17 protein-coding genes are annotated in these 17,297 nt (G+C 59.3%); 10 read left to right on the top strand and 7 right to left on the bottom strand.

Annotation, left to right across the window (positions count from 1 at the left end; all coding sequences use genetic code 11):
• Positions 1-39 precede the first annotated feature (39 nt).
• Positions 40-330, bottom strand: coding sequence for a c-type cytochrome (locus BLQ41_RS04485; RefSeq protein ID WP_090177419.1), 291 nt, complete (start codon positions 328-330; stop codon positions 40-42).
• 191 nt (positions 331-521) lie between these two features.
• Here BLQ41_RS04485 and yihA point away from each other — a divergent pair, with 191 nt between their 5' ends.
• The gene (yihA, locus tag BLQ41_RS04480; protein WP_033059788.1) at positions 522-1,166 is read left to right on the top strand and encodes a ribosome biogenesis GTP-binding protein YihA/YsxC; all 645 of its coding nucleotides are present in this window, start codon (positions 522-524) and stop codon (positions 1,164-1,166) included.
• 284 nt (positions 1,167-1,450) lie between these two features.
• Here the strand turns inward: yihA and polA are convergent, their stop codons facing one another.
• Complete coding sequence (gene polA / locus BLQ41_RS04475) at positions 1,451-4,222, bottom strand: DNA polymerase I (RefSeq protein ID WP_090177417.1); 2,772 nt, start codon at positions 4,220-4,222, stop codon at positions 1,451-1,453.
• 74 nt (positions 4,223-4,296) lie between these two features.
• Here polA and BLQ41_RS04470 point away from each other — a divergent pair, with 74 nt between their 5' ends.
• Both BLQ41_RS04470 and BLQ41_RS04465 read left to right on the top strand, forming a co-directional pair.
• Positions 4,297-4,593 carry a DUF2782 domain-containing protein gene (locus BLQ41_RS04470; protein WP_090177413.1) on the top strand — a complete coding sequence of 99 codons (297 nt, stop codon included), beginning with the start codon at positions 4,297-4,299 and terminating at the stop codon, positions 4,591-4,593.
• Between the two features lie 61 nt (positions 4,594-4,654).
• Entirely contained in the window at positions 4,655-5,605 is a 951-nt protein-coding gene (locus BLQ41_RS04465; RefSeq protein WP_090177411.1) for a homoserine kinase, read from the top strand.
• A 90-nt stretch (positions 5,606-5,695) separates the two neighbouring features.
• On the opposite strand, the gene znuA is transcribed toward BLQ41_RS04465, so the two are convergent.
• A complete protein-coding gene (znuA, locus tag BLQ41_RS04460; RefSeq protein WP_090188371.1) occupies positions 5,696-6,616 on the bottom strand; it encodes a zinc ABC transporter substrate-binding protein ZnuA in 921 nt (306 codons plus the stop codon).
• A 66-nt stretch (positions 6,617-6,682) separates the two neighbouring features.
• Here znuA and zur point away from each other — a divergent pair, with 66 nt between their 5' ends.
• From zur to BLQ41_RS04440, 4 genes are read left to right on the top strand one after another with little or no spacing between them, the layout of a single operon-like run.
• Positions 6,683-7,165 (top strand): zinc uptake transcriptional repressor Zur, encoded by a 483-nt coding sequence (gene zur / locus BLQ41_RS04455; protein ID WP_090177408.1) that lies wholly within the window; start codon positions 6,683-6,685, stop codon positions 7,163-7,165.
• On the top strand, positions 7,165-7,950 hold the full coding sequence (znuC, locus tag BLQ41_RS04450) for a zinc ABC transporter ATP-binding protein ZnuC (protein ID WP_090177405.1): 786 nt from the start codon (positions 7,165-7,167) through the stop codon (positions 7,948-7,950). Before zur ends, znuC begins: the two co-directional genes overlap by 1 nt.
• On the top strand, positions 7,943-8,731 hold the full coding sequence (znuB, locus tag BLQ41_RS04445) for a zinc ABC transporter permease subunit ZnuB (RefSeq protein WP_090177401.1): 789 nt from the start codon (positions 7,943-7,945) through the stop codon (positions 8,729-8,731). The genes znuC and znuB overlap by 8 nt, the downstream gene beginning before the upstream one ends.
• 37 nt (positions 8,732-8,768) lie before the next feature.
• Positions 8,769-9,485, top strand: a complete 717-nt coding sequence (locus BLQ41_RS04440; protein WP_090177398.1) for a PA5502 family lipoprotein — start codon at positions 8,769-8,771, stop codon at positions 9,483-9,485.
• A gap of 117 nt (positions 9,486-9,602) precedes the next feature.
• On the opposite strand, the gene katE is transcribed toward BLQ41_RS04440, so the two are convergent.
• A complete protein-coding gene (katE, locus tag BLQ41_RS04435; protein ID WP_090177395.1) occupies positions 9,603-11,741 on the bottom strand; it encodes a catalase HPII in 2,139 nt (712 codons plus the stop codon).
• Between the two features lie 266 nt (positions 11,742-12,007).
• Here katE and BLQ41_RS04430 point away from each other — a divergent pair, with 266 nt between their 5' ends.
• From BLQ41_RS04430 to BLQ41_RS04420, 3 genes are all read left to right on the top strand, one after another.
• A complete protein-coding gene (locus tag BLQ41_RS04430) occupies positions 12,008-13,015 on the top strand; it encodes a methionine ABC transporter ATP-binding protein (protein WP_090177392.1) in 1,008 nt (335 codons plus the stop codon).
• The gene (locus BLQ41_RS04425) at positions 13,015-13,689 is read left to right on the top strand and encodes a methionine ABC transporter permease (protein WP_090177389.1); all 675 of its coding nucleotides are present in this window, start codon (positions 13,015-13,017) and stop codon (positions 13,687-13,689) included. Before BLQ41_RS04430 ends, BLQ41_RS04425 begins: the two co-directional genes overlap by 1 nt.
• A 62-nt stretch (positions 13,690-13,751) precedes the next feature.
• Positions 13,752-14,522: a MetQ/NlpA family ABC transporter substrate-binding protein gene (locus BLQ41_RS04420; RefSeq protein ID WP_090177385.1), complete on the top strand. Its 771-nt coding sequence runs from the start codon at positions 13,752-13,754 to the stop codon at positions 14,520-14,522.
• A gap of 169 nt (positions 14,523-14,691) precedes the next feature.
• On the opposite strand, the gene BLQ41_RS04415 is transcribed toward BLQ41_RS04420, so the two are convergent.
• Genes BLQ41_RS04415 through BLQ41_RS04405 form a run of 3 tightly spaced genes read right to left on the bottom strand, consistent with a single transcriptional unit; the run spans position 14,692 to position 17,287 of the window.
• Positions 14,692-15,327, bottom strand: coding sequence for an SCO family protein (locus tag BLQ41_RS04415; protein WP_090177383.1), 636 nt, complete (start codon positions 15,325-15,327; stop codon positions 14,692-14,694).
• On the bottom strand, positions 15,324-16,223 hold the full coding sequence (cyoE, locus tag BLQ41_RS04410) for a heme o synthase (RefSeq protein WP_090177381.1): 900 nt from the start codon (positions 16,221-16,223) through the stop codon (positions 15,324-15,326). The genes BLQ41_RS04415 and cyoE overlap by 4 nt, the downstream gene beginning before the upstream one ends.
• Positions 16,211-17,287 carry a COX15/CtaA family protein gene (locus BLQ41_RS04405; RefSeq protein ID WP_090177377.1) on the bottom strand — a complete coding sequence of 359 codons (1,077 nt, stop codon included), beginning with the start codon at positions 17,285-17,287 and terminating at the stop codon, positions 16,211-16,213. Before BLQ41_RS04405 ends, cyoE begins: the two co-directional genes overlap by 13 nt.
• Between the last annotated feature and the right edge of the window lie 10 nt (positions 17,288-17,297).

Below are 17,297 nucleotides of genomic sequence, written 5' to 3'. Positions count from 1 at the left end.
TCCAACTACGGCTAAGGGTTAAAGAGTTATGGACCGGGATCACTCGCTCATCCAGTGGATGATGGCCTGGTAATCCTCGGCACTGCAGTCCATGCACAAACCACGCGGCGGCATCGCCTTGAAACCCTGGGTCACGTGTTGCACCAGCGTCTCCATACCTTTCGCCAACCTCGGCGTCCAAGCTTCCTGATCGCCCTTTTGGGGGGCCATGGGTAGTTGGCCGGAATGACAGGCACCACAAACACGGTTGTACACAGCTTCCGGATCCTGTGTAGCCTGAGCGCTGTAAAGCGGCATCAAGACACCGGCAACTAGCAGCCATTTCGTCATAAAACGACCTTTTCAGGGTTGAGAGCGTTTTGCGTTCTAATGCGCAATCAAGGTCATTCGCTCTCGTGAACTTCATCCTACGCTGGGACAAAGCGCACACAAAATCTGCGGCATTATATACTGGCGTCACTGAAACGGAAACGACACTGCTCGCCGCGTCCATTCCCGGCGCCGCCCACATCGGAAATCCCATGCAACTCAAGAACCCCATCCTCGGCCTGTGCCAACAGTCCACCTTCATGCTCAGCGCTGCCAAAGTCGATCAATGTCCTGACGACGAAGGCTTTGAAGTGGCATTCGCCGGGCGTTCCAATGCCGGTAAATCCAGCGCGTTGAACACCCTGACTCATGCCAGCCTGGCGCGAACCTCGAAAACTCCGGGTCGCACGCAACTCTTGAACTTCTTCAAGCTAGACGATGATCGTCGTCTGGTCGACCTGCCGGGCTACGGTTATGCAAAAGTACCTATCCCGCTGAAGCTGCACTGGCAGCGTCACCTGGAAGCTTATCTGGGTGGCCGCGAGAGTTTGAAAGGTCTGATCTTGATGATGGACATCCGCCACCCAATGACTGACTTCGACCTGTTGATGCTCGACTGGGCAGTCGCCAGTGGCATGCCGATGCACATTTTGCTGACCAAGGCCGACAAGTTGACGTACGGCGCAGCGAAGAACGTCCTGCTCAAGGTTCAGGCAGATATCCGCAAAGGCTGGGGTGATGCGATCAGCATCCAGTTGTTTTCGGCGCCGAAACGCATGGGCCTGGAAGACGCCTACACTGTACTGGCAGGCTGGATGGAACTCGCGGACAAGGGCTCGGAGATTGCCGAGCAATAAATCGCGGGCAAAAAAAACCCCGGACTTCTTATGGGGAGGGGGAAGTTCCGGGGTTCAAGTTCCGGACCGCTAGGGCGGGGTCCAGATATCTGCCAACACTTAACACAACATAGGAGCATCGAAGGGCTTCACCAGCCATTCAGTAACTCTGAGTGGCAGTTCACATGTTTAGTTCCGGCGCTTCAGAAACCATTTGAAATAAGTCCCCTCGTTTTCCGAAATAAGCCCCCTGCGCTGTTCTGCCGCGGCACTGTGCCGCAGCAGAAAACCCCGGTTCAGACGGCTCAGTGAGCCTCGTCCCAGTTGTTGCCAACGCCGACTTCAACCAGAAGCGGTACATCGAGTTTCGCGGCGTCGCTCATGTGCACGCGAATTTCATCGCGAACCTGGTCGATCAAATCCTCACGCACCTCAAGCACCAATTCGTCGTGTACTTGCAGGATGACTTTGGCGTCCAGGCCTGAGGTCGTCAGCCAGTTATCCACAGCCACCATGGCTTTCTTGATGATGTCCGCCGCGGTGCCTTGCATCGGGGCGTTGATTGCCGTGCGCTCGGCGCCTTTGCGCAGGGCCGGGTTTTTCGCGTTGATTTCCGGCAAGTACAAGCGACGTCCGAAAATGGTTTCAACAAAACCTTGCTCGGCCGCCTGTGCGCGGGTGCGCTCCATGTACTCCAGAACACCCGGGTAGCGGGCGAAATAACGGTCGATGTACGCCTGTGACTGTTTGCGATCAACGCCAATCTGTTTGGCCAGGCCAAACGCACTCATGCCGTAGATCAAACCGAAGTTGATCGCCTTGGCGCTGCGGCGCTGATCGGTTGTGACATCGGCCAGTTCGACACCGAAGACTTCGGCCGCCGTGGCTTTGTGCACGTCCAGGTCATTGCGGAACGCATGCAGCAACCCTTCATCCTTGGCCAGGTGAGCCATGATCCGCAGTTCGATTTGCGAGTAGTCCGCTGCCAGCAGCTTGTAGCCTTTAGGGGCAATGAACGCCTGACGGATGCGACGGCCTTCGGCGGTGCGGATCGGGATGTTCTGCAGGTTCGGATCGCTGGACGACAGTCGACCGGTCGCTGCGACAGCCTGATGGTACGAGGTGTGAATCCGTCCGGTTCGCGGGTTGATCTGCTCCGGCAGGCGATCGGTGTAAGTGCTTTTCAGCTTGCTCATCGAGCGGTACTGCATCAGCACTTTGGGCAGCGGGTAATCCTGCTCGGCCAGTTCAGCCAGCACTGCTTCGGCGGTGGATGCCTGGCCCTTGGCGGTTTTGCTGAGGATCGGCAGACCGAGTTTTTCGTACAGGATCACGCCCAGTTGCTTGGGCGAGCCAAGGTTGAACTCCTCGCCGGCGATGGCAAACGCCTCACGTTCGAGCGCGACCATTTTGTCGCCCAGCTCAACACTCTGAATGCCCAGCAGGTTGGCATCGACCAGCGCGCCCTGGCGTTCGATCCGTGCCAGCACCGGCACCAGCGGCATTTCGATTTCGCTCAGGACTTTGCTCAGGCTCGGAATGGCGTTGAGCTTTTCCTGCAGGGTTTGATGCAGGCGCAGTGTCACGTCGGCGTCTTCTGCGGCGTAAGGTCCGGCCAGTTCCAGGGAAATCTGGTCGAAGGTCAGCTGCTTGGCACCTTTGCCGGCGATGTCCTGGAAGCTGGTGGTGGTGTGATTCAGGTACTTGAGCGCCAGGCTGTCCATGTCGTGGCGGGTGGCCGTGGAGTCCAGCACGTAGGATTCGAGCATGGTGTCGAATGCGATGCCTTGCACGGTGATGCCGCAGCTTTGATCGCCGCCGATGGCGCAGTTGGCCAGGATGTTCATGTCGAACTTGGCGTGCTGGCCAACCTTGAGTTTGCTCGGATCTTCCAGAATCGGTTTCAGTGCGCGCAGCACGGTGTCGCGATCCAGCTGGTCCGGCACGCCCATATAGGAATGGGTCAACGGGATGTAGGCTGCTTCGTTGGCTTGTACAGCGAAAGACAGGCCCACCAGTTGCGCTTGCTGCGCATCGATGCCGGTGGTTTCGGTATCGAAGGCGATCAGCTTGGCGTCGTTGAGCTTCTTCAGCCACAGATCGAAATCGGCTTGGGTGAGGATCGTTGTGTACTTGAGCTCGGTGTCGACAGCGGCTTCTTCGGCCACCGGAACAGAGACTTCTTGACCGGAACGCTTGGCATCGCGCTGGTTTTCTTCAAACCAGCTTCTGAATTCCAGCAGGGTGTAGAGCTCGGCGAGTTTGTCGTGATCCGGCTGGCCCATGTGGAGATCGTCGAGACTGATGTCCAGCGGTACGTCGATCTTGATGGTCGCCAGTTTATAGGAGAGGAATGCCATCTCCTTGTGCTCTTCCAGCTTGGCCGGCAGGGTCTTGGCGCCGCGAATCGGCAGCGTCGGGACGATGTCGAGCTGCGCATAGAGCTCGGTCAGGCCGCCATTTACGCCGACCAACAAGCCAGAAGCCGTCTTCGGACCGATGCCCGGAACGCCGGGGATGTTGTCGGAAGAATCGCCCATCAATGCCAGATAATCGATGATCTGCTCGGGAGCGACGCCGAATTTCTCCTTCACGCCGTCCACGTCCAGCGCGCTACCGGTCATGGTATTGACCAAGGTAATGTGGCCGTCGACCAGTTGGGCCATGTCTTTGTCGCCGGTGGAGATGAGCACTGGACGGTCGGCGGCCGCGCTGCTGCGGGCCAAGGTGCCGATCACGTCATCGGCTTCGACGCCCTTGACGCACAGCAGCGGAAAGCCCAGTGCGATCACGCTCTGGTGCAATGGCTCGATTTGTACGCGCATGTCGTCGGGCATGCTCGGGCGATTGGCCTTGTACTCGGCGAACATCTCGTCGCGGAAGGTCCCGCCCTTGGCGTCGAAGACCACGGCGAACGGACTGTCCGGGTACTGCTTGCGCAGACTCTTGAGCATGTTCAGCACGCCTTTGACTGCACCGGTCGGCAAACCTTTGGAGGTGGTCAGTGGCGGCAGGGCGTGAAAGGCGCGGTACAGGTAAGAAGAACCGTCCACCAGGACGAGGGGGGCTTGGCTCATGAGCAGGATCAACCTTTTCGGCGGGTCCGGCGCTAGAATAGCGGGACCGTTGACGACAAAGGGACAAGGTTATCATGCGCACACTAAATCGCCTGTTGCTGGCTGGCTTGTTTGCAACCGTTCCGTTGGCCGTCATGGCGGCGGACACTGCGCCGGGTTCGGAGCCAGAAGTTACCATCAAGACGCACACGGAAGGTGACAAGGTCATCCAGGAGTACAGCCGGAGCGGATTCGTTTATGCGATCAAGGTCACACCGAAGGGTGGCAAACCCTATTTCCTGGTGCGTGCCGATGGTACAGACGCGAACTACATACGTTCCGACCAGCCGGATATGTTGATTCCATCGTGGGAAATTTTTACCTGGAAGTAGTTTCTTAACTTTAATCGGCGCCGGCTCGATCGCGGCGCCCGAACTTGAGCAGTTTTTAACCATGTCTGTGTTCACCCCCCTGGCTCGGCCCGAGCTGGAAACCTTTCTCGCCCCATACGGGCTCGGCCGCCTGCTTGATTTCCAGGGGATTGCCGCCGGAAGCGAAAACACCAATTTCTTTATCAGCCTGGAGCAGGGCGAATTTGTCCTGACCCTGGTTGAGCGTGGTCCGGTTCAGGAGATGCCATTCTTCATCGAACTGCTCGACGTGCTGCACGAAGCCGATCTGCCGGTGCCGTACGCGCTACGAACGACCGACGGTGTTGCCCTGCGCGAACTGGCCGGTAAACCCGCGTTGTTGCAGCCTCGCCTGGCCGGCAAACACATCAAGGAAGCCAATGCGCAGCATTGTGCTCAAGTCGGTGAGTTGCTCGGCCACCTGCACTTGGCGACCCAAGCCAACATGATCAAGCGCAAGACCGATCGTGGCCTGGACTGGATGCTGGAGGAGGGCACGCAGTTTCTCTCGCACCTGAATGCCGAGCAGAGCGATCTGCTGCAACGGGCACTGGATGAAATCACCCAGCAGAAAACGAAAATTCTTGCCTTGCCCCGGGCAAACATCCATGCGGACCTGTTTCGCGACAACGCGATGTTCGAAGGCACGCATCTGACCGGCCTGATCGACTTCTATAACGCCTGTTCGGGCCCGATGCTCTATGACGTTGCGATTGCATTGAATGACTGGTGTTCCGATGAAGACGGTCTGATCGACGGACCGCGAGCGCGGGCGTTGCTCGGTGCCTACGCCGCGTTGCGACCGTTCACGGCAGCCGAGGCTGAGCTGTGGCCGACCATGTTGCGCGTGGCGTGTGTGCGGTTCTGGTTGTCACGGTTGATCGCCGCGGAATCTTTCGCCGGGCAGGACGTGTTGATTCACGATCCGATGGAGTTTCAGCAGCGCTTGGCGCAGCGGCAGAAGGTTAATACTTCATTGCCCTTCGCCCTCTAAAAAGCATCGCGGGCAAGCCCGCTCCCACAAGGATCACCGCGAACCTGTGGGAGCGGGCTTGCCCGCGATTGAGGCGAAGCCGAATAAGGCTTAAAGCGACTCCAGACACCCCGCCAAATCATTCCCCAACTTCTCCAACACCTGCTCATACCCCTGAGCGGTCGCTGGCGTATACCCGCCCAGCGCGTCCAGCTCAGCCAATTTCACCGGCAGGCCTGCTACCAGGGTTTCCGCCAGGCGCGGGCGCAATGGCGGCTCGCTGAACACACAGGTCTTACCGACTTCCTGTAACCGCGCGCGCATCGCCGCGACGTGCTGGGCTCCAGGCTGCACTTCGGCAGCAACGCTGAACACGCCCGTGTGCTTGAGGCCGTAGGCGTCTTCGAAGTAGTCGAACGCTTCGTGGAACACGAAGTAGGGTTTGCCTTCGACAGCGGCCAGGCGTTTTTTCAGGCGTATATCCAGCGCATCGAGACGCTCATCGAATGCCTTGAGGTTGCTTTGATAGCGGGCGGCGTTGGTCGGGTCGGCCGCGCTCAGGTCAGCCGCCATTTTCGCGGCGATGACACGGGCGTTGACCGGCGACAGCCACAAATGCGCGTCCAGGCTGCCTGGGCGGTGATCGTGGTCATGCTCGTCGGCTTCTTCGGCATGTGAGTGGCTATCTTCGGCGAAGCGACGCAATTTCAGCCCCGGCAAATCCTGTATCGCGACGCTTGGCAGCGAGCGGCCATTGAGCACCCGAGGCAGGAAGCCTTCCATGTCCGGACCGATCCAGTAGAGCAGATCCACCGACTGCACCTTCCGTACGTCGGAAGGGCGCAGTGCGTAGTTATGCGGCGAAGCGCCCGGTGGCAGCAGCACTTCCGGAATCGCCACGCCGTCCTGCACCGCAGCGGCAATCAACTGTAGCGGCTTGATGCTGGTCAGGACCTTGACGTCAGCATGAGCCGAACCGATCAACAGGAAACTGGCGGAAAAGGCGACAAAGAAGGAAAAAATTCGGGACACGATGACCACTCGAAGAGGCGAGAACGGGTAACATAATAACGTCTCTCACAAAACTCGTCGCCGCTCATGCCTAAAACACCGATTGCCAGCCGTCCCCACGACCACTCTCATTGCGTGCATAGCGCTCTGTCAGAGGCCGACGCTTTGTGCGCACGTCAAGGCCTGCGCCTGACCGCCTTGCGTCGGCGGGTGCTGGAACTGGTGTGGCAAAGCCACAAACCGCTGGGCGCCTACGACATCCTGGCAGTGCTCAGCGAGCAGGACGGTCGCCGCGCCGCGCCTCCCACCGTGTACCGCGCGCTGGATTTCCTGCTGGAAAACGGCCTCGTGCACCGTATCTCCTCACTTAACGCCTTCGTCGGCTGCAATCATCCGGAGCATGCCCACCAAGGGCAGTTTCTGATCTGCCGCGAATGCCACGCCGCCATCGAGCTGGAACAGAAGTCCATCAGCGACGCCATCGTTGGTAGCGCGAAGGATGTTGGTTTCATCGTCGAAGGCCAGACCGTTGAAGTGGTCGGGCTCTGCTCGGGTTGCCAGGGGGCTTGATGAGCAACGCGCTGATACGCCTCGAGAAGGTTGCCGTCACTTTTGCCGGGCAAAACGTGCTCGACAACATCGATCTGAGCGTCGAGCCAGGGCAGATCGTGACGCTGATCGGCCCTAACGGCGCGGGCAAGACCACGTTGGTTCGGGCGGTGCTCGGCCTGTTGAAGCCTGACAGCGGCAGCGTCTGGCGCAAGCCGAAGCTGCGCGTCGGTTACATGCCGCAAAAACTTCACGTCGACCCGACTTTGCCGCTTTCGGTGCTGCGCTTCTTGCGCCTGGTGCCGGGCGTGGATCGCGCCATGGCCCTGTCGGCCCTCAAGGAAGTCGGCGCCGAGCAGGTGATCGACAGTCCGGTGCAAAGTGTTTCCGGCGGTGAAATGCAGCGCGTGTTGCTGGCTCGGGCATTGTTGCGCGAACCGCAGTTGCTGGTGCTAGACGAGCCTGTGCAAGGTGTCGATGTAGCCGGTCAGGCCGAGCTCTACAGTTTGATCACACGTCTGCGCGACCGTCACGGTTGTGGCGTGTTGATGGTTTCCCACGATTTGCACCTGGTGATGAGCACCACCGACCAGGTGGTTTGCCTCAATCGCCATGTCTGTTGCTCCGGGCACCCGGAACAGGTCAGCGGCGATCCGGCTTTCGTCGAGTTGTTCGGGAAGAACGCACAAAGCCTCGCGATTTATCATCACCATCACGACCATGCCCATGACCTGCATGGCTCGGTGGTCACCGCGACCCCGGCGGTCCATACCCACGTCCATGGAGATAGCTGCAAGCATGGCTGATTTTCTGCTTTACGCCCTGCTTGCAGGTCTGGCTTTGGCGCTGGTCGCGGGACCTCTGGGTTCGTTTGTGGTCTGGCGGCGCATGGCCTATTTCGGCGATACCTTGTCCCACGCGGCCCTGCTGGGTGTGGCGTTGGGCTTTCTGCTGGATGTCAGCCCGGCCGTGGCGGTCACCGTTGGCTGCCTGCTGCTGGCGGTGTTGCTGGTGACTTTGCAACAGCGTCAGCCACTGGCTTCCGACACGCTTTTGGGCATTCTCGCGCCAAGCACGCTCTCTTTGGGCCTGGTAGTACTAAGCTTCATGCACGAAGTGCGGATCGACCTGATGGCCTATCTGTTCGGCGACTTGCTGGCGATCAGTCCGACTGACTTGTCCTGGATACTTGGCGGCAGCGCGGCCGTTCTGGCCTTGCTGGTGACATTGTGGAGGCCCTTGCTGGCTATCACGGTGCATGAAGAACTGGCCACGGTCGAAGGCTTGCCGGTCGCGGCGTTGCGTCTGACCCTGATGTTGCTGATCGCCGTGGTGATCGCGGTGGCGATGAAGATCGTCGGTGTGTTGCTGATCACTTCGTTGCTGATCATTCCGGCGGCTGCGGCACAACGTCACGCCAGGTCACCGGAGCAGATGGCACTGGGCGCGAGCCTGCTGGGCATGCTCGCGGTCTGTGGCGGGTTGGCGTTGTCATGGTTCAAGGACACCCCGGCGGGCCCGTCAATTGTTGTGACGGCCGCCGCACTGTTTTTGCTGAGTTTTGTCCTGCCCCGTCGAGGGGTGTAGACTTGCTCGTTTTTTGCGCAAATAGAGAGTCGCAGGAATGAAGCTGTTAGCCTCCCGTTATCTGCTCCTTGTCGCATTTTCGCTGCTACTGGGCGCTTGCCAAAGCACGCCGCCGGCCGCCACTGAGGCGACCGATGCACGGGCTGCGGCCATCGCGCAGCTGGAACAAAACCTGGCCAGCAGCGAGCTGGCCACTGCCGAAGATCAATTGGCTGCCTTACAGGCGCAGTCGCCGAACGACCCATCCCTTGTGCCGTATCAGCGGCAATTGGCTGAAGCGTACCTGCGTCGCAGCCAGATCGTGCTGCAAAAAGGCGATGTCAATGCTGCCGCTACAGCGCTGGCCCGGGCTCGAGCACTGATGCCCAAGGCTCCGGCGCTGACAGGTGGGGTCAACAACGCCATCGTCAATGCTCGCAAGGCCGAGCTGGACAGAGCCGAAGCTGCGCTCATGGCTGCAGAAGCCAAGCCCCAGGCGAAAGTGATCGATCCGACGGCAGAAAGCACAACGATTGCGCTGAACCTCACCGATATGACGAAGCTTCGTCGGCAACTGGATGCGATCGCCGCTGATGTGGTTAATTACCAGTGCGACGTGAGCATTCAAGCGCCGCGCACTGAGGATTTCCCTTGGTTGGCGACGTTGCTCACCAAGAGGGTGAAGAAGCTGGATTCGGAGTTTGATCTGAAGCTTGAGAAGCAGACCCTGCGCAACGTTCCCGCGCAGATGGTCTTGAGTCCGCGTAAGCCTTAAAAGCTTCGCGGGCAAGCCCGCTCCCACAGGATTTAAATCGTTCACGAAATAGCGAACGACACTAAATCCTTGTGGGAGCGGGCTTGCCCGCGATGGCTTCCTTCCTGTGTCAGGGCTTCAGGCTGGAATCGCCTTGGCCTTCGGCTCCCGATCCCAAACCCGATGCTGCCCGATGGCGGCAAAGAACGGTTTGATCAACTTGGCATCCGCGCCCACGATCAGCCCCGCATCGACCTCAAGCTTGAGCACATCCAGCAACTGTTTCGCCTCGCCATGCAGCGCAATGGCCTTCAGGTGCTTGTACGCCTCGAGCAGGTAATGCAGCGCCACGCCGTCGCCGCTCAACGCTTTGATCGACGCTGCGCCACCCGGTACGAATACGGCATCGAACGCTACCGAAGGCAACCCTTCCATCGATGCATCCACCGGCAGTGATTTGCTGTCGGCGGTGGTCACGGGGGCTGAAGTCGGGCCGAGCAATTTGGCATGCGCGCCTTCTGCTTTAAGCGCCTTCTTCATGGCATCAATCGCTGCACCATCGACACCGTTGGCTGCAAGAATCGCCACTTTTCGGGTTTTGATATCTGCCGGCAGCAGGTTCGCTTGGCTCAGGGCTGGTGAGCGATCCAGCGACGTCTTGCGCACTTCGACGGTGCCGGCTTTTGGTGCTGGCAAACCGAGGTTTGTCGCAACGCGCTTGGCCAGTTCCAGGTCGATGTTGGCGAGGATCTCATTCACTTGGCGCGCACGAATAAACTCACGCTCAACCTTGCCCAGCTCAAAGCTGTAGGCCGCGATGATGTGTTCCTGCTCGTGCTTGCTCATGCTGTGGAAAAACAGCCGCGCCTGGGAGAAGTGGTCGCTGAAGGATTCGCTGCGCTGGCGGATCTTGTTGGCGTCGATGCGCTCCGGATAAGTCTCGAAGCCGCCGTCCTGTGCCGCCGGTGGCGTTTCTTTCGGCCATCCACCATCAATCGAGTTCGGCTCATAGGACGCGCGGCCCTTGTCGATGGTGGTCCGATGCATGGCATCGCGCTGACCGTTGTGAAACGGCGCTACCGGGCGGTTGATTGGAATCTCGTGAAAGTTCGGCCCACCAAGTCGGCTGATTTGCGTATCGGTGTAAGAAAACAGCCGACCTTGCAGCAAAGGATCGTTGGAGAAGTCGATGCCCGGCACGATATGCCCTGGGCAAAACGCGACTTGCTCGGTTTCAGCGAAGAAGTTGTCCGGGTTGCGGTTGAGCACCATTTTGCCCAGCGGTGTGATCGGCACCAGTTCTTCCGGAATCAATTTGGTCGGGTCGAGGATATCGAAGTCGAACGAGTGCTCGTTTTCCTCTTCGATGACCTGTACGCCCAGTTCCCATTCCGGGTAGTCGCCCATCTCGATCGACTCCCAGAGATCGCGACGGTGGAAGTCGGTGTCTTTACCGGCGAGCTTCTGCGCTTCATCCCACACCAGCGAGCACGTGCCGGCAGTAGGGCGCCAATGGAATTTGACGAAGCGTGATTTACCTTCGGCGTTGATCAGCCGGAAGGTGTGCACACCGAAACCTTGCATGCTGCGCAGGCTTTTCGGGATGGCCCGGTCGGACATGGCCCAGATCACCATGTGCGCGGATTCCGGCACCAGCGAAACAAAATCCCAGAAGGTGTCGTGAGCCGAACCACCGGTAGGAATCTCGTTGTGCGGCTCCGGTTTTACCGCGTGCACGAAGTCAGGAAACTTGATGGCGTCCTGAATGAAAAACACCGGCATGTTGTTGCCCACGAGGTCGAAGTTGCCTTCCTCGGTGAAAAACTTCACAGCGAAACCACGCACATCGCGCACAGTGTCGCCCGACCCACGCGGGCCTTGCACCGTGGAGAAGCGCACAAAGACCGGGGTTTTATGACCGGGGTCTTGCAGGAAACCGGCCTTGGTCAGGACTGAATGGTTTTCGTACGTCTGGAAATAACCATGAGCACCGGTGCCGCGAGCATGGACGATGCGCTCGGGAATGCGTTCATGGTCAAAATGCGTGATTTTTTCACGCATGATGAAGTCTTCCAGCAACGACGGCCCGCGGGCGCCGACCTTCAAGGTGTTCTGGTTGTCCGAGACTTTCACGCCCTGATTGGTGCGCAGGGCCTGATCAGTGGCATCGGAGCGAAATTTTTCCAGGCTGTCGAGCTTGGTATTGGTGTTGCCTCGGTCCAGGGTATCGGTCCCGGCCAGTGCGCTTTTTGGAGCGGCAGGCTTCTTGGTACTCATCGGTTTTAAACTCCTCGTTGCGATTCCCGCCGTAGCCAGGACTCTTGAGCAATTCCCCCAGGCACGGCACCGGGGGCGTTTTCGAGTTGCCTAATTAGTGACTGATGACGTTTTGCGCCGTTCCTTTTTTCTAACCTTTGATCGCGTTATTGCCAAATGGAAGGTTGAATGCGGAATAAATGCTAATAACCTCTATACGGACAGGCTAAAATGCGCGCCCGGCTAACCGCTGATCCTTTTCCAACGCGCCCCACAAGGTTCGCTACGTGATCGAGTTTCAAAACGTCCACAAAACCTACCGCGTCGCCGGTAAGGATATTCCCGCCCTGCACCCGACCAGTCTGACGATTGAGAATGGTCAGGTCTTTGGCCTGATCGGCCATTCCGGTGCGGGAAAAAGTACCCTGCTGCGCCTGATCAATCGCCTCGAAGAATCCAGTGGCGGCAAGATCATTGTTGACGGCGAAGAAGTCACGGCGCTCGACGCCAACAGCTTGCGGCGTTTCCGTCAGCAGGTCGGGATGATTTTCCAGCACTTCAACCTGCTGGCATCCAAGACCGTGGCCGACAACGTGGCGCTGCCGCTGACCCTCGCCGGCGAACTGTCGCGCAGTGAAATCGACTTGCGGGTGGCAGAATTGCTGGCGCGGGTCGGCCTGTCCGACCACGCCAAAAAGTACCCGGCGCAGTTGTCCGGTGGCCAGAAGCAGCGCGTCGGCATTGCCCGCGCCTTGGCGACCAAGCCGAAAATCCTGTTGTGCGACGAAGCCACCAGCGCCCTGGACCCGCAGACCACGGCGTCGGTCCTGCAATTGCTGGCCGAGATTAATCGCGAGTTGAAGCTGACCATCGTCCTGATTACCCACGAGATGGACGTGATCCGTCGGGTCTGCGATCAAGTGGCGGTCATGGACGCGGGCGTGATCGTCGAGCAAGGCTCGGTGGCCGAGGTGTTTCTGCATCCGAAGCACCCGACCACCAAGCGCTTCGTACAAGAAGACGAGCAGGTCGACGAAAGCGAACAGCGCGATGACTTCGCCCACGTGCCGGGCCGCATCGTACGCCTGACCTTTCAGGGCGAAGCGACCTACGCGCCATTGCTGGGAACCGTTGCCCGGGAAACGGGTGTGGACTACAGCATCCTCGCCGGTCGTATCGACCGCATCAAAGACATCCCCTATGGGCAATTGACCCTGGCCGTCACCGGTGGCGACATGGAAGCGGCGTTCGCCCACTTCACCGCTGCTGACGTCCACATGGAGGTGCTGCGCTGATGGAAGTCCTGACAAGTTTCTTCGTCAATATCGACTGGTTCGAAATCTGGCTGGCCACCGGCGATACGTTGCTGATGCTCTTCGGTTCGCTGTTGTTTACCGTTTTACTCGGCCTGCCGCTGGGCGTGCTGTTGTTCCTCTGCAGCCCGCGTCAGTTGCTGGAAGCCAAAGGCGTCTACGCGATGCTGTCGCTGATGGTGAACATCCTGCGGTCGCTGCCGTTCATCATTCTGCTGATCGTGATGATTCCGTTCACTGTGTTGATCACCGGTACGTCCCTGGGTGTGGCCGGTGCGATTCCGCCGCTGGTGATAGGCGCTACGCCATTCTTTGCCCGACTGGTGGAAACCGCCCTGCGTGAAGTCGATCGCGGCATCATCGAGGCGACCCAGGCGATGGGCGCCACGACGCGGCAGATCATCACCAATGCCTTGCTGCCGGAAGCCCGCCCAGGCATCTTTGCGGCGATTACGGTGACAGCCATTACACTGGTGTCCTACACGGCGATGGCAGGTGTGGTGGGCGCGGGTGGTCTGGGTGACCTGGCGATCCGTTTCGGTTACCAGCGTTTCCAGCCTGATGTGATGGTCGTGACGGTGATGTTGCTGCTGGTACTGGTTCAAGTGCTGCAAACCGTCGGCGATAAGATGGTCGTACACTTTTCACGTAAATGACAAATGAGCCGGCCATTCGCTGGCAGGCGCCAAATGCAGGCGCCTCACATGGAGTTAGCTGAATGAAAAAACTACTTGTCGCGTTCGCCGCTGTTGCAGCGTTCGCTGCTCACGCCGATGAACTGACCGTCGCGGCCACCCCGGTTCCGCACGCAGAAATCCTCGAATTCGTGAAGCCGGCCCTGGCCAAGGAAGGCGTGGACTTGAAGGTCAAAGTCTTCACCGATTACATCCAGCCGAACGTGCAGGTCGCCGAAAAACGTCTGGACGCCAACTTCTTCCAGCACCAGCCGTACCTAAATGAGTTCAACAAGGCCAAAGGCACTAATCTGGTGGCCGTTGCCGGCGTGCACCTGGAACCGCTGGGCGCTTACTCCAGCAAGTACAAGGCGCTGACCGAACTGCCAGGCGGCGCCAACGTGGTGATTCCGAACGACGCCACCAACGGCGGCCGTGCGCTGTTGCTGCTGGCCAAGGCTGGCCTGATCAAGTTGAAGGATTCCAACAACATCCTGTCGACCGTCAAGGACATCACCGAGAACACCAAGGACCTGAAATTCCGCGAACTGGAAGCCGCGACCATCCCGCGCGTGCTGACCCAGGTCGATCTGGCGCTGATCAACACCAACTACGCGCTGGAAGCCAAGCTTGATCCGTCCAAGGATGCGCTGGTTATCGAAGGCAACGATTCGCCGTACGTGAACATCCTCGTAGCCCGTGAGGACAACAAGGACAGCGACGCGATGAAGAAACTGGTTGCTGCCCTGCACAGCCCGGAAGTGAAAGCCTTCATCCTCGAGAAGTACAAAGGCGCGGTATTGCCAGCGTTCTGATTGGCTGACGGCAACTAAAAAGGGCGCATTTGAATGCGCCCTTTTTTGTGCCTGTGTAATACGACCCTGTGGGAGCGGGCTTGCCCGCGATGAGGCCTTATCATTCAACATCAATGTTGGCTGATGCACCGCCATCGCGGGCAAGCCCGCTCCCACAGGTTTTTCAGTGTTACTTGCGTTTGAGCATCACCGGCAATTGCGCCACCAGTTTCTGGTTATTCAACGGTGCTCGGATAAACCCACGCTGTGTCCCGTCCGGCCCGATCACCGCAAGGTTGCCGCTGTGGTCGACGGTGTAGTTCGGCTTGCTGGTGTCCGCCGGAATAAACGGAATGCTCACCGCGTTGGCCAGTTTTTGAATGTCGTCTACCGAAGAGGCCGTCAGGCCTTTGAACTGCGGATCGAAGTAACCCAGGTACTGCTTTAGTTGCTTGGGCGTGTCGCGGTTCGGGTCGACACTGACCAGAATGATCTGCAACTTGGCCACCGCTTCTGGCGGCAACTCACTCTTGATCTGACGCAACTGGGCGAGGGTGGTCGGGCAGATATCCGGGCAGAAGGTGTAACCGAAGAACAGCAGCGACCATTTGTCTTTCAGCTCGTTGACCGTGACAGGCTTGCCGTTTTCGTCCGTCATCGTCACGTTCGGCAGGTTGCGGCTTTGCGGCAGCAAAATGATCCCTGCGTCGATCAGCGCCGTCGGGTCGCCCTGGCCTTTGCCGGAAAGCACTTTGTTGATGGTCAGGCCCAGAACCAGTGCGATCAGGGCGACAAGGATGAATACGGTTTTCTGAGTTCGAGTCATAGGTTCAACAGTAAGTAGTGGTCTACGAGCAGCGCGATAAACAGCAGGAACAAGTAGTAAATAGAGTACTTGAAGGTGTTGATCGCCGCGTGCGGTCTAGTGCCACGGTACAGCACGATGGCCCATTGCAGGAACCTGGCGCCGAGTCCCAGCGCGCAAATCAGGTAGAGCATGCCGCTCATGTGAATCACATATGGCATCAGACTGACGGCCAGCAGCGCGAAGGTGTAAAGCAGGATGTGGATTTTGGTGTAGTGCTCGCCATGGGTGACCGGCAGCATCGGAATGTCGGCCTTGGCGTATTCCTCTTTGCGGTGAATGGCCAGGGCCCAGAAGTGTGGCGGGGTCCAGGCGAAGATGATCAACACGAGCAGCAACGGTTCGGCGCTGACATGTCCCGTTGCAGCGGTCCAGCCGAGCAGCGGCGGCGCGGCACCGGCCAGGCCGCCGATGACGATATTCTGCGGCGTCGCGCGCTTCAGGAAACCGGTGTAGACCACCGCGTAGCCGAGCAAGGAGGCGAGGGTCAGCCAGGCCGTCAGCGCATTGGTGAAGGCCAGCAGCACGGCTTGCCCAAGCACCGCCAACACCAAGGCAAAAATCAGCGCGGCCGCCGGGGACACCCGACCTTCGGCCAAGGGGCGTTTGTGCGTGCGAGCCATGACCGCATCGATACGCCGGTCGACCACATGGTTAACCGCTGCTGCGCCACCCGCACACAGCGCGATCCCCAGATTGCCAAACACCAGCACGGTCCACGGCACCCCGGCGCGGGTCGCGAGAAACATGCCGACCAGCGAGGTGATGAGCATCAGCACCACCACTTTGGGCTTGGTCAGCTCCAGGTAATCACGCCAGATCGCCTGACTGTGACGCGCGCCGATCAGAGTCGCCATGGCGTCTCTCCTTTTATTGTTATGGGGCCGGCTGAATGTTTGCGCGGGCTAAAGCGCCAGCGCGGAGTTTGCTGCTTCACCCGAACCAGGCTGGTTCGCGCGTGATAATTGACCAGCACCATCGTCAGTAGCAGTGTCGCGCCACCGGCGTTATGGGCGACGGCCACCGGCAGCGGCAGGTGGAACAGCACGTTGCTGATGCCGAGGGTGATTTGTGCGCCGAGTGCAATCAGTACCAGTCCTGCCAGGCGAGTCATGCCGACCACTTTCAGTTGCCAGGCCAGGCCGAGCAGCACGAGTGTCACCAGCAAAGCGCCGATCCGGTGAGTCAGGTGAATCGCCGTGCGGGCATCGCTGTCCAGTTGCCCGCCGAGGTAATTGGGGCCGATGTGCTGGGTCAGGTGAAAGCCGTTGGCGAAGTCAGCCGGCGGTAGCCATTGGCCGTGGCAGGTAGGGAAGTCGATACACGCTACTGCCGCGTAGTTGGAACTGACCCAACCGCCGAGGGCTATTTGCAGGATCACCAGCAGCAACCCCGCCGTCGCCCAGTGTTGCAGACGCCGTGGCACCGTCAGCGCAGGTACTACGCCGGACAGGCGCAAGGTCAGCAAAAACAACAGGCTCAACGTCGCAAATCCGCCGAGCAAATGCCCGGTGACGACCTGCGGCCAAAGCTTGAGCGTTACCGTCCACATGCCGAACGCCGCTTGGGCAAATACCACGCCCAACAGGAACAATGGCAACTTCACCGGTTGCCCCGGATGACGGCGATGCACCCAGGCGCGACCGGCCAGCACCGAAATCAACAGCCCCAGCGTGCCGGCGAAATAGCGGTGGATCATCTCGTTCCAGCCTTTGTGGGCTTCGACAGGCGCCTCGGGAAAATGCAATTCGGCATGGGCCAGTTGAGCTTCGCCTTTGGGCACGCTGATGAAACCGTAGCAGCCCGGCCAGTCCGGGCAGCCGAGGCCGGCGTGGGTCAGGCGGGTGTAGGCGCCGAGCAGCACCACAATCAGTGCCAGCAAGGTGGCAAACAGCGCGAGGCGAAATCCAGGTTTGGCCATGACGATGCCC

Source organism: Pseudomonas arsenicoxydans, assembly GCF_900103875.1.
Lineage (GTDB): Bacteria > Pseudomonadota > Gammaproteobacteria > Pseudomonadales > Pseudomonadaceae > Aquipseudomonas > Aquipseudomonas arsenicoxydans.
The sequence above is the reverse complement of the archived record's forward strand: the minus strand, read 5'-3'. Positions and strand labels throughout refer to the sequence as shown.

What these genes read in the sequence shown, in the direction of transcription:
- BLQ41_RS04485 (WP_090177419.1), bottom strand. Translation starts at nt 330, where the DNA reads ATGACGAAATGGCTGCTAGTTGCCGGTGTCTTGATGCCGCTTTACAGC.
- yihA (WP_033059788.1), top strand. Translation starts at nt 522, where the DNA reads ATGCAACTCAAGAACCCCATCCTCGGCCTGTGCCAACAGTCCACCTTC.
- polA (WP_090177417.1), bottom strand. Translation starts at nt 4,222, where the DNA reads ATGAGCCAAGCCCCCCTCGTCCTGGTGGACGGTTCTTCTTACCTGTAC.
- BLQ41_RS04470 (WP_090177413.1), top strand. Translation starts at nt 4,297, where the DNA reads ATGCGCACACTAAATCGCCTGTTGCTGGCTGGCTTGTTTGCAACCGTT.
- BLQ41_RS04465 (WP_090177411.1), top strand. Translation starts at nt 4,655, where the DNA reads ATGTCTGTGTTCACCCCCCTGGCTCGGCCCGAGCTGGAAACCTTTCTC.
- zur (WP_090177408.1), top strand. Translation starts at nt 6,683, where the DNA reads ATGCCTAAAACACCGATTGCCAGCCGTCCCCACGACCACTCTCATTGC.
- znuC (WP_090177405.1), top strand. Translation starts at nt 7,165, where the DNA reads ATGAGCAACGCGCTGATACGCCTCGAGAAGGTTGCCGTCACTTTTGCC.
- znuB (WP_090177401.1), top strand. Translation starts at nt 7,943, where the DNA reads ATGGCTGATTTTCTGCTTTACGCCCTGCTTGCAGGTCTGGCTTTGGCG.
- BLQ41_RS04440 (WP_090177398.1), top strand. Translation starts at nt 8,769, where the DNA reads ATGAAGCTGTTAGCCTCCCGTTATCTGCTCCTTGTCGCATTTTCGCTG.
- katE (WP_090177395.1), bottom strand. Translation starts at nt 11,741, where the DNA reads ATGAGTACCAAGAAGCCTGCCGCTCCAAAAAGCGCACTGGCCGGGACC.
- BLQ41_RS04425 (WP_090177389.1), top strand. Translation starts at nt 13,015, where the DNA reads ATGGAAGTCCTGACAAGTTTCTTCGTCAATATCGACTGGTTCGAAATC.
- BLQ41_RS04420 (WP_090177385.1), top strand. Translation starts at nt 13,752, where the DNA reads ATGAAAAAACTACTTGTCGCGTTCGCCGCTGTTGCAGCGTTCGCTGCT.
- BLQ41_RS04415 (WP_090177383.1), bottom strand. Translation starts at nt 15,327, where the DNA reads ATGACTCGAACTCAGAAAACCGTATTCATCCTTGTCGCCCTGATCGCA.
- cyoE (WP_090177381.1), bottom strand. Translation starts at nt 16,223, where the DNA reads ATGGCGACTCTGATCGGCGCGCGTCACAGTCAGGCGATCTGGCGTGAT.
- BLQ41_RS04405 (WP_090177377.1), bottom strand. Translation starts at nt 17,287, where the DNA reads ATGGCCAAACCTGGATTTCGCCTCGCGCTGTTTGCCACCTTGCTGGCA.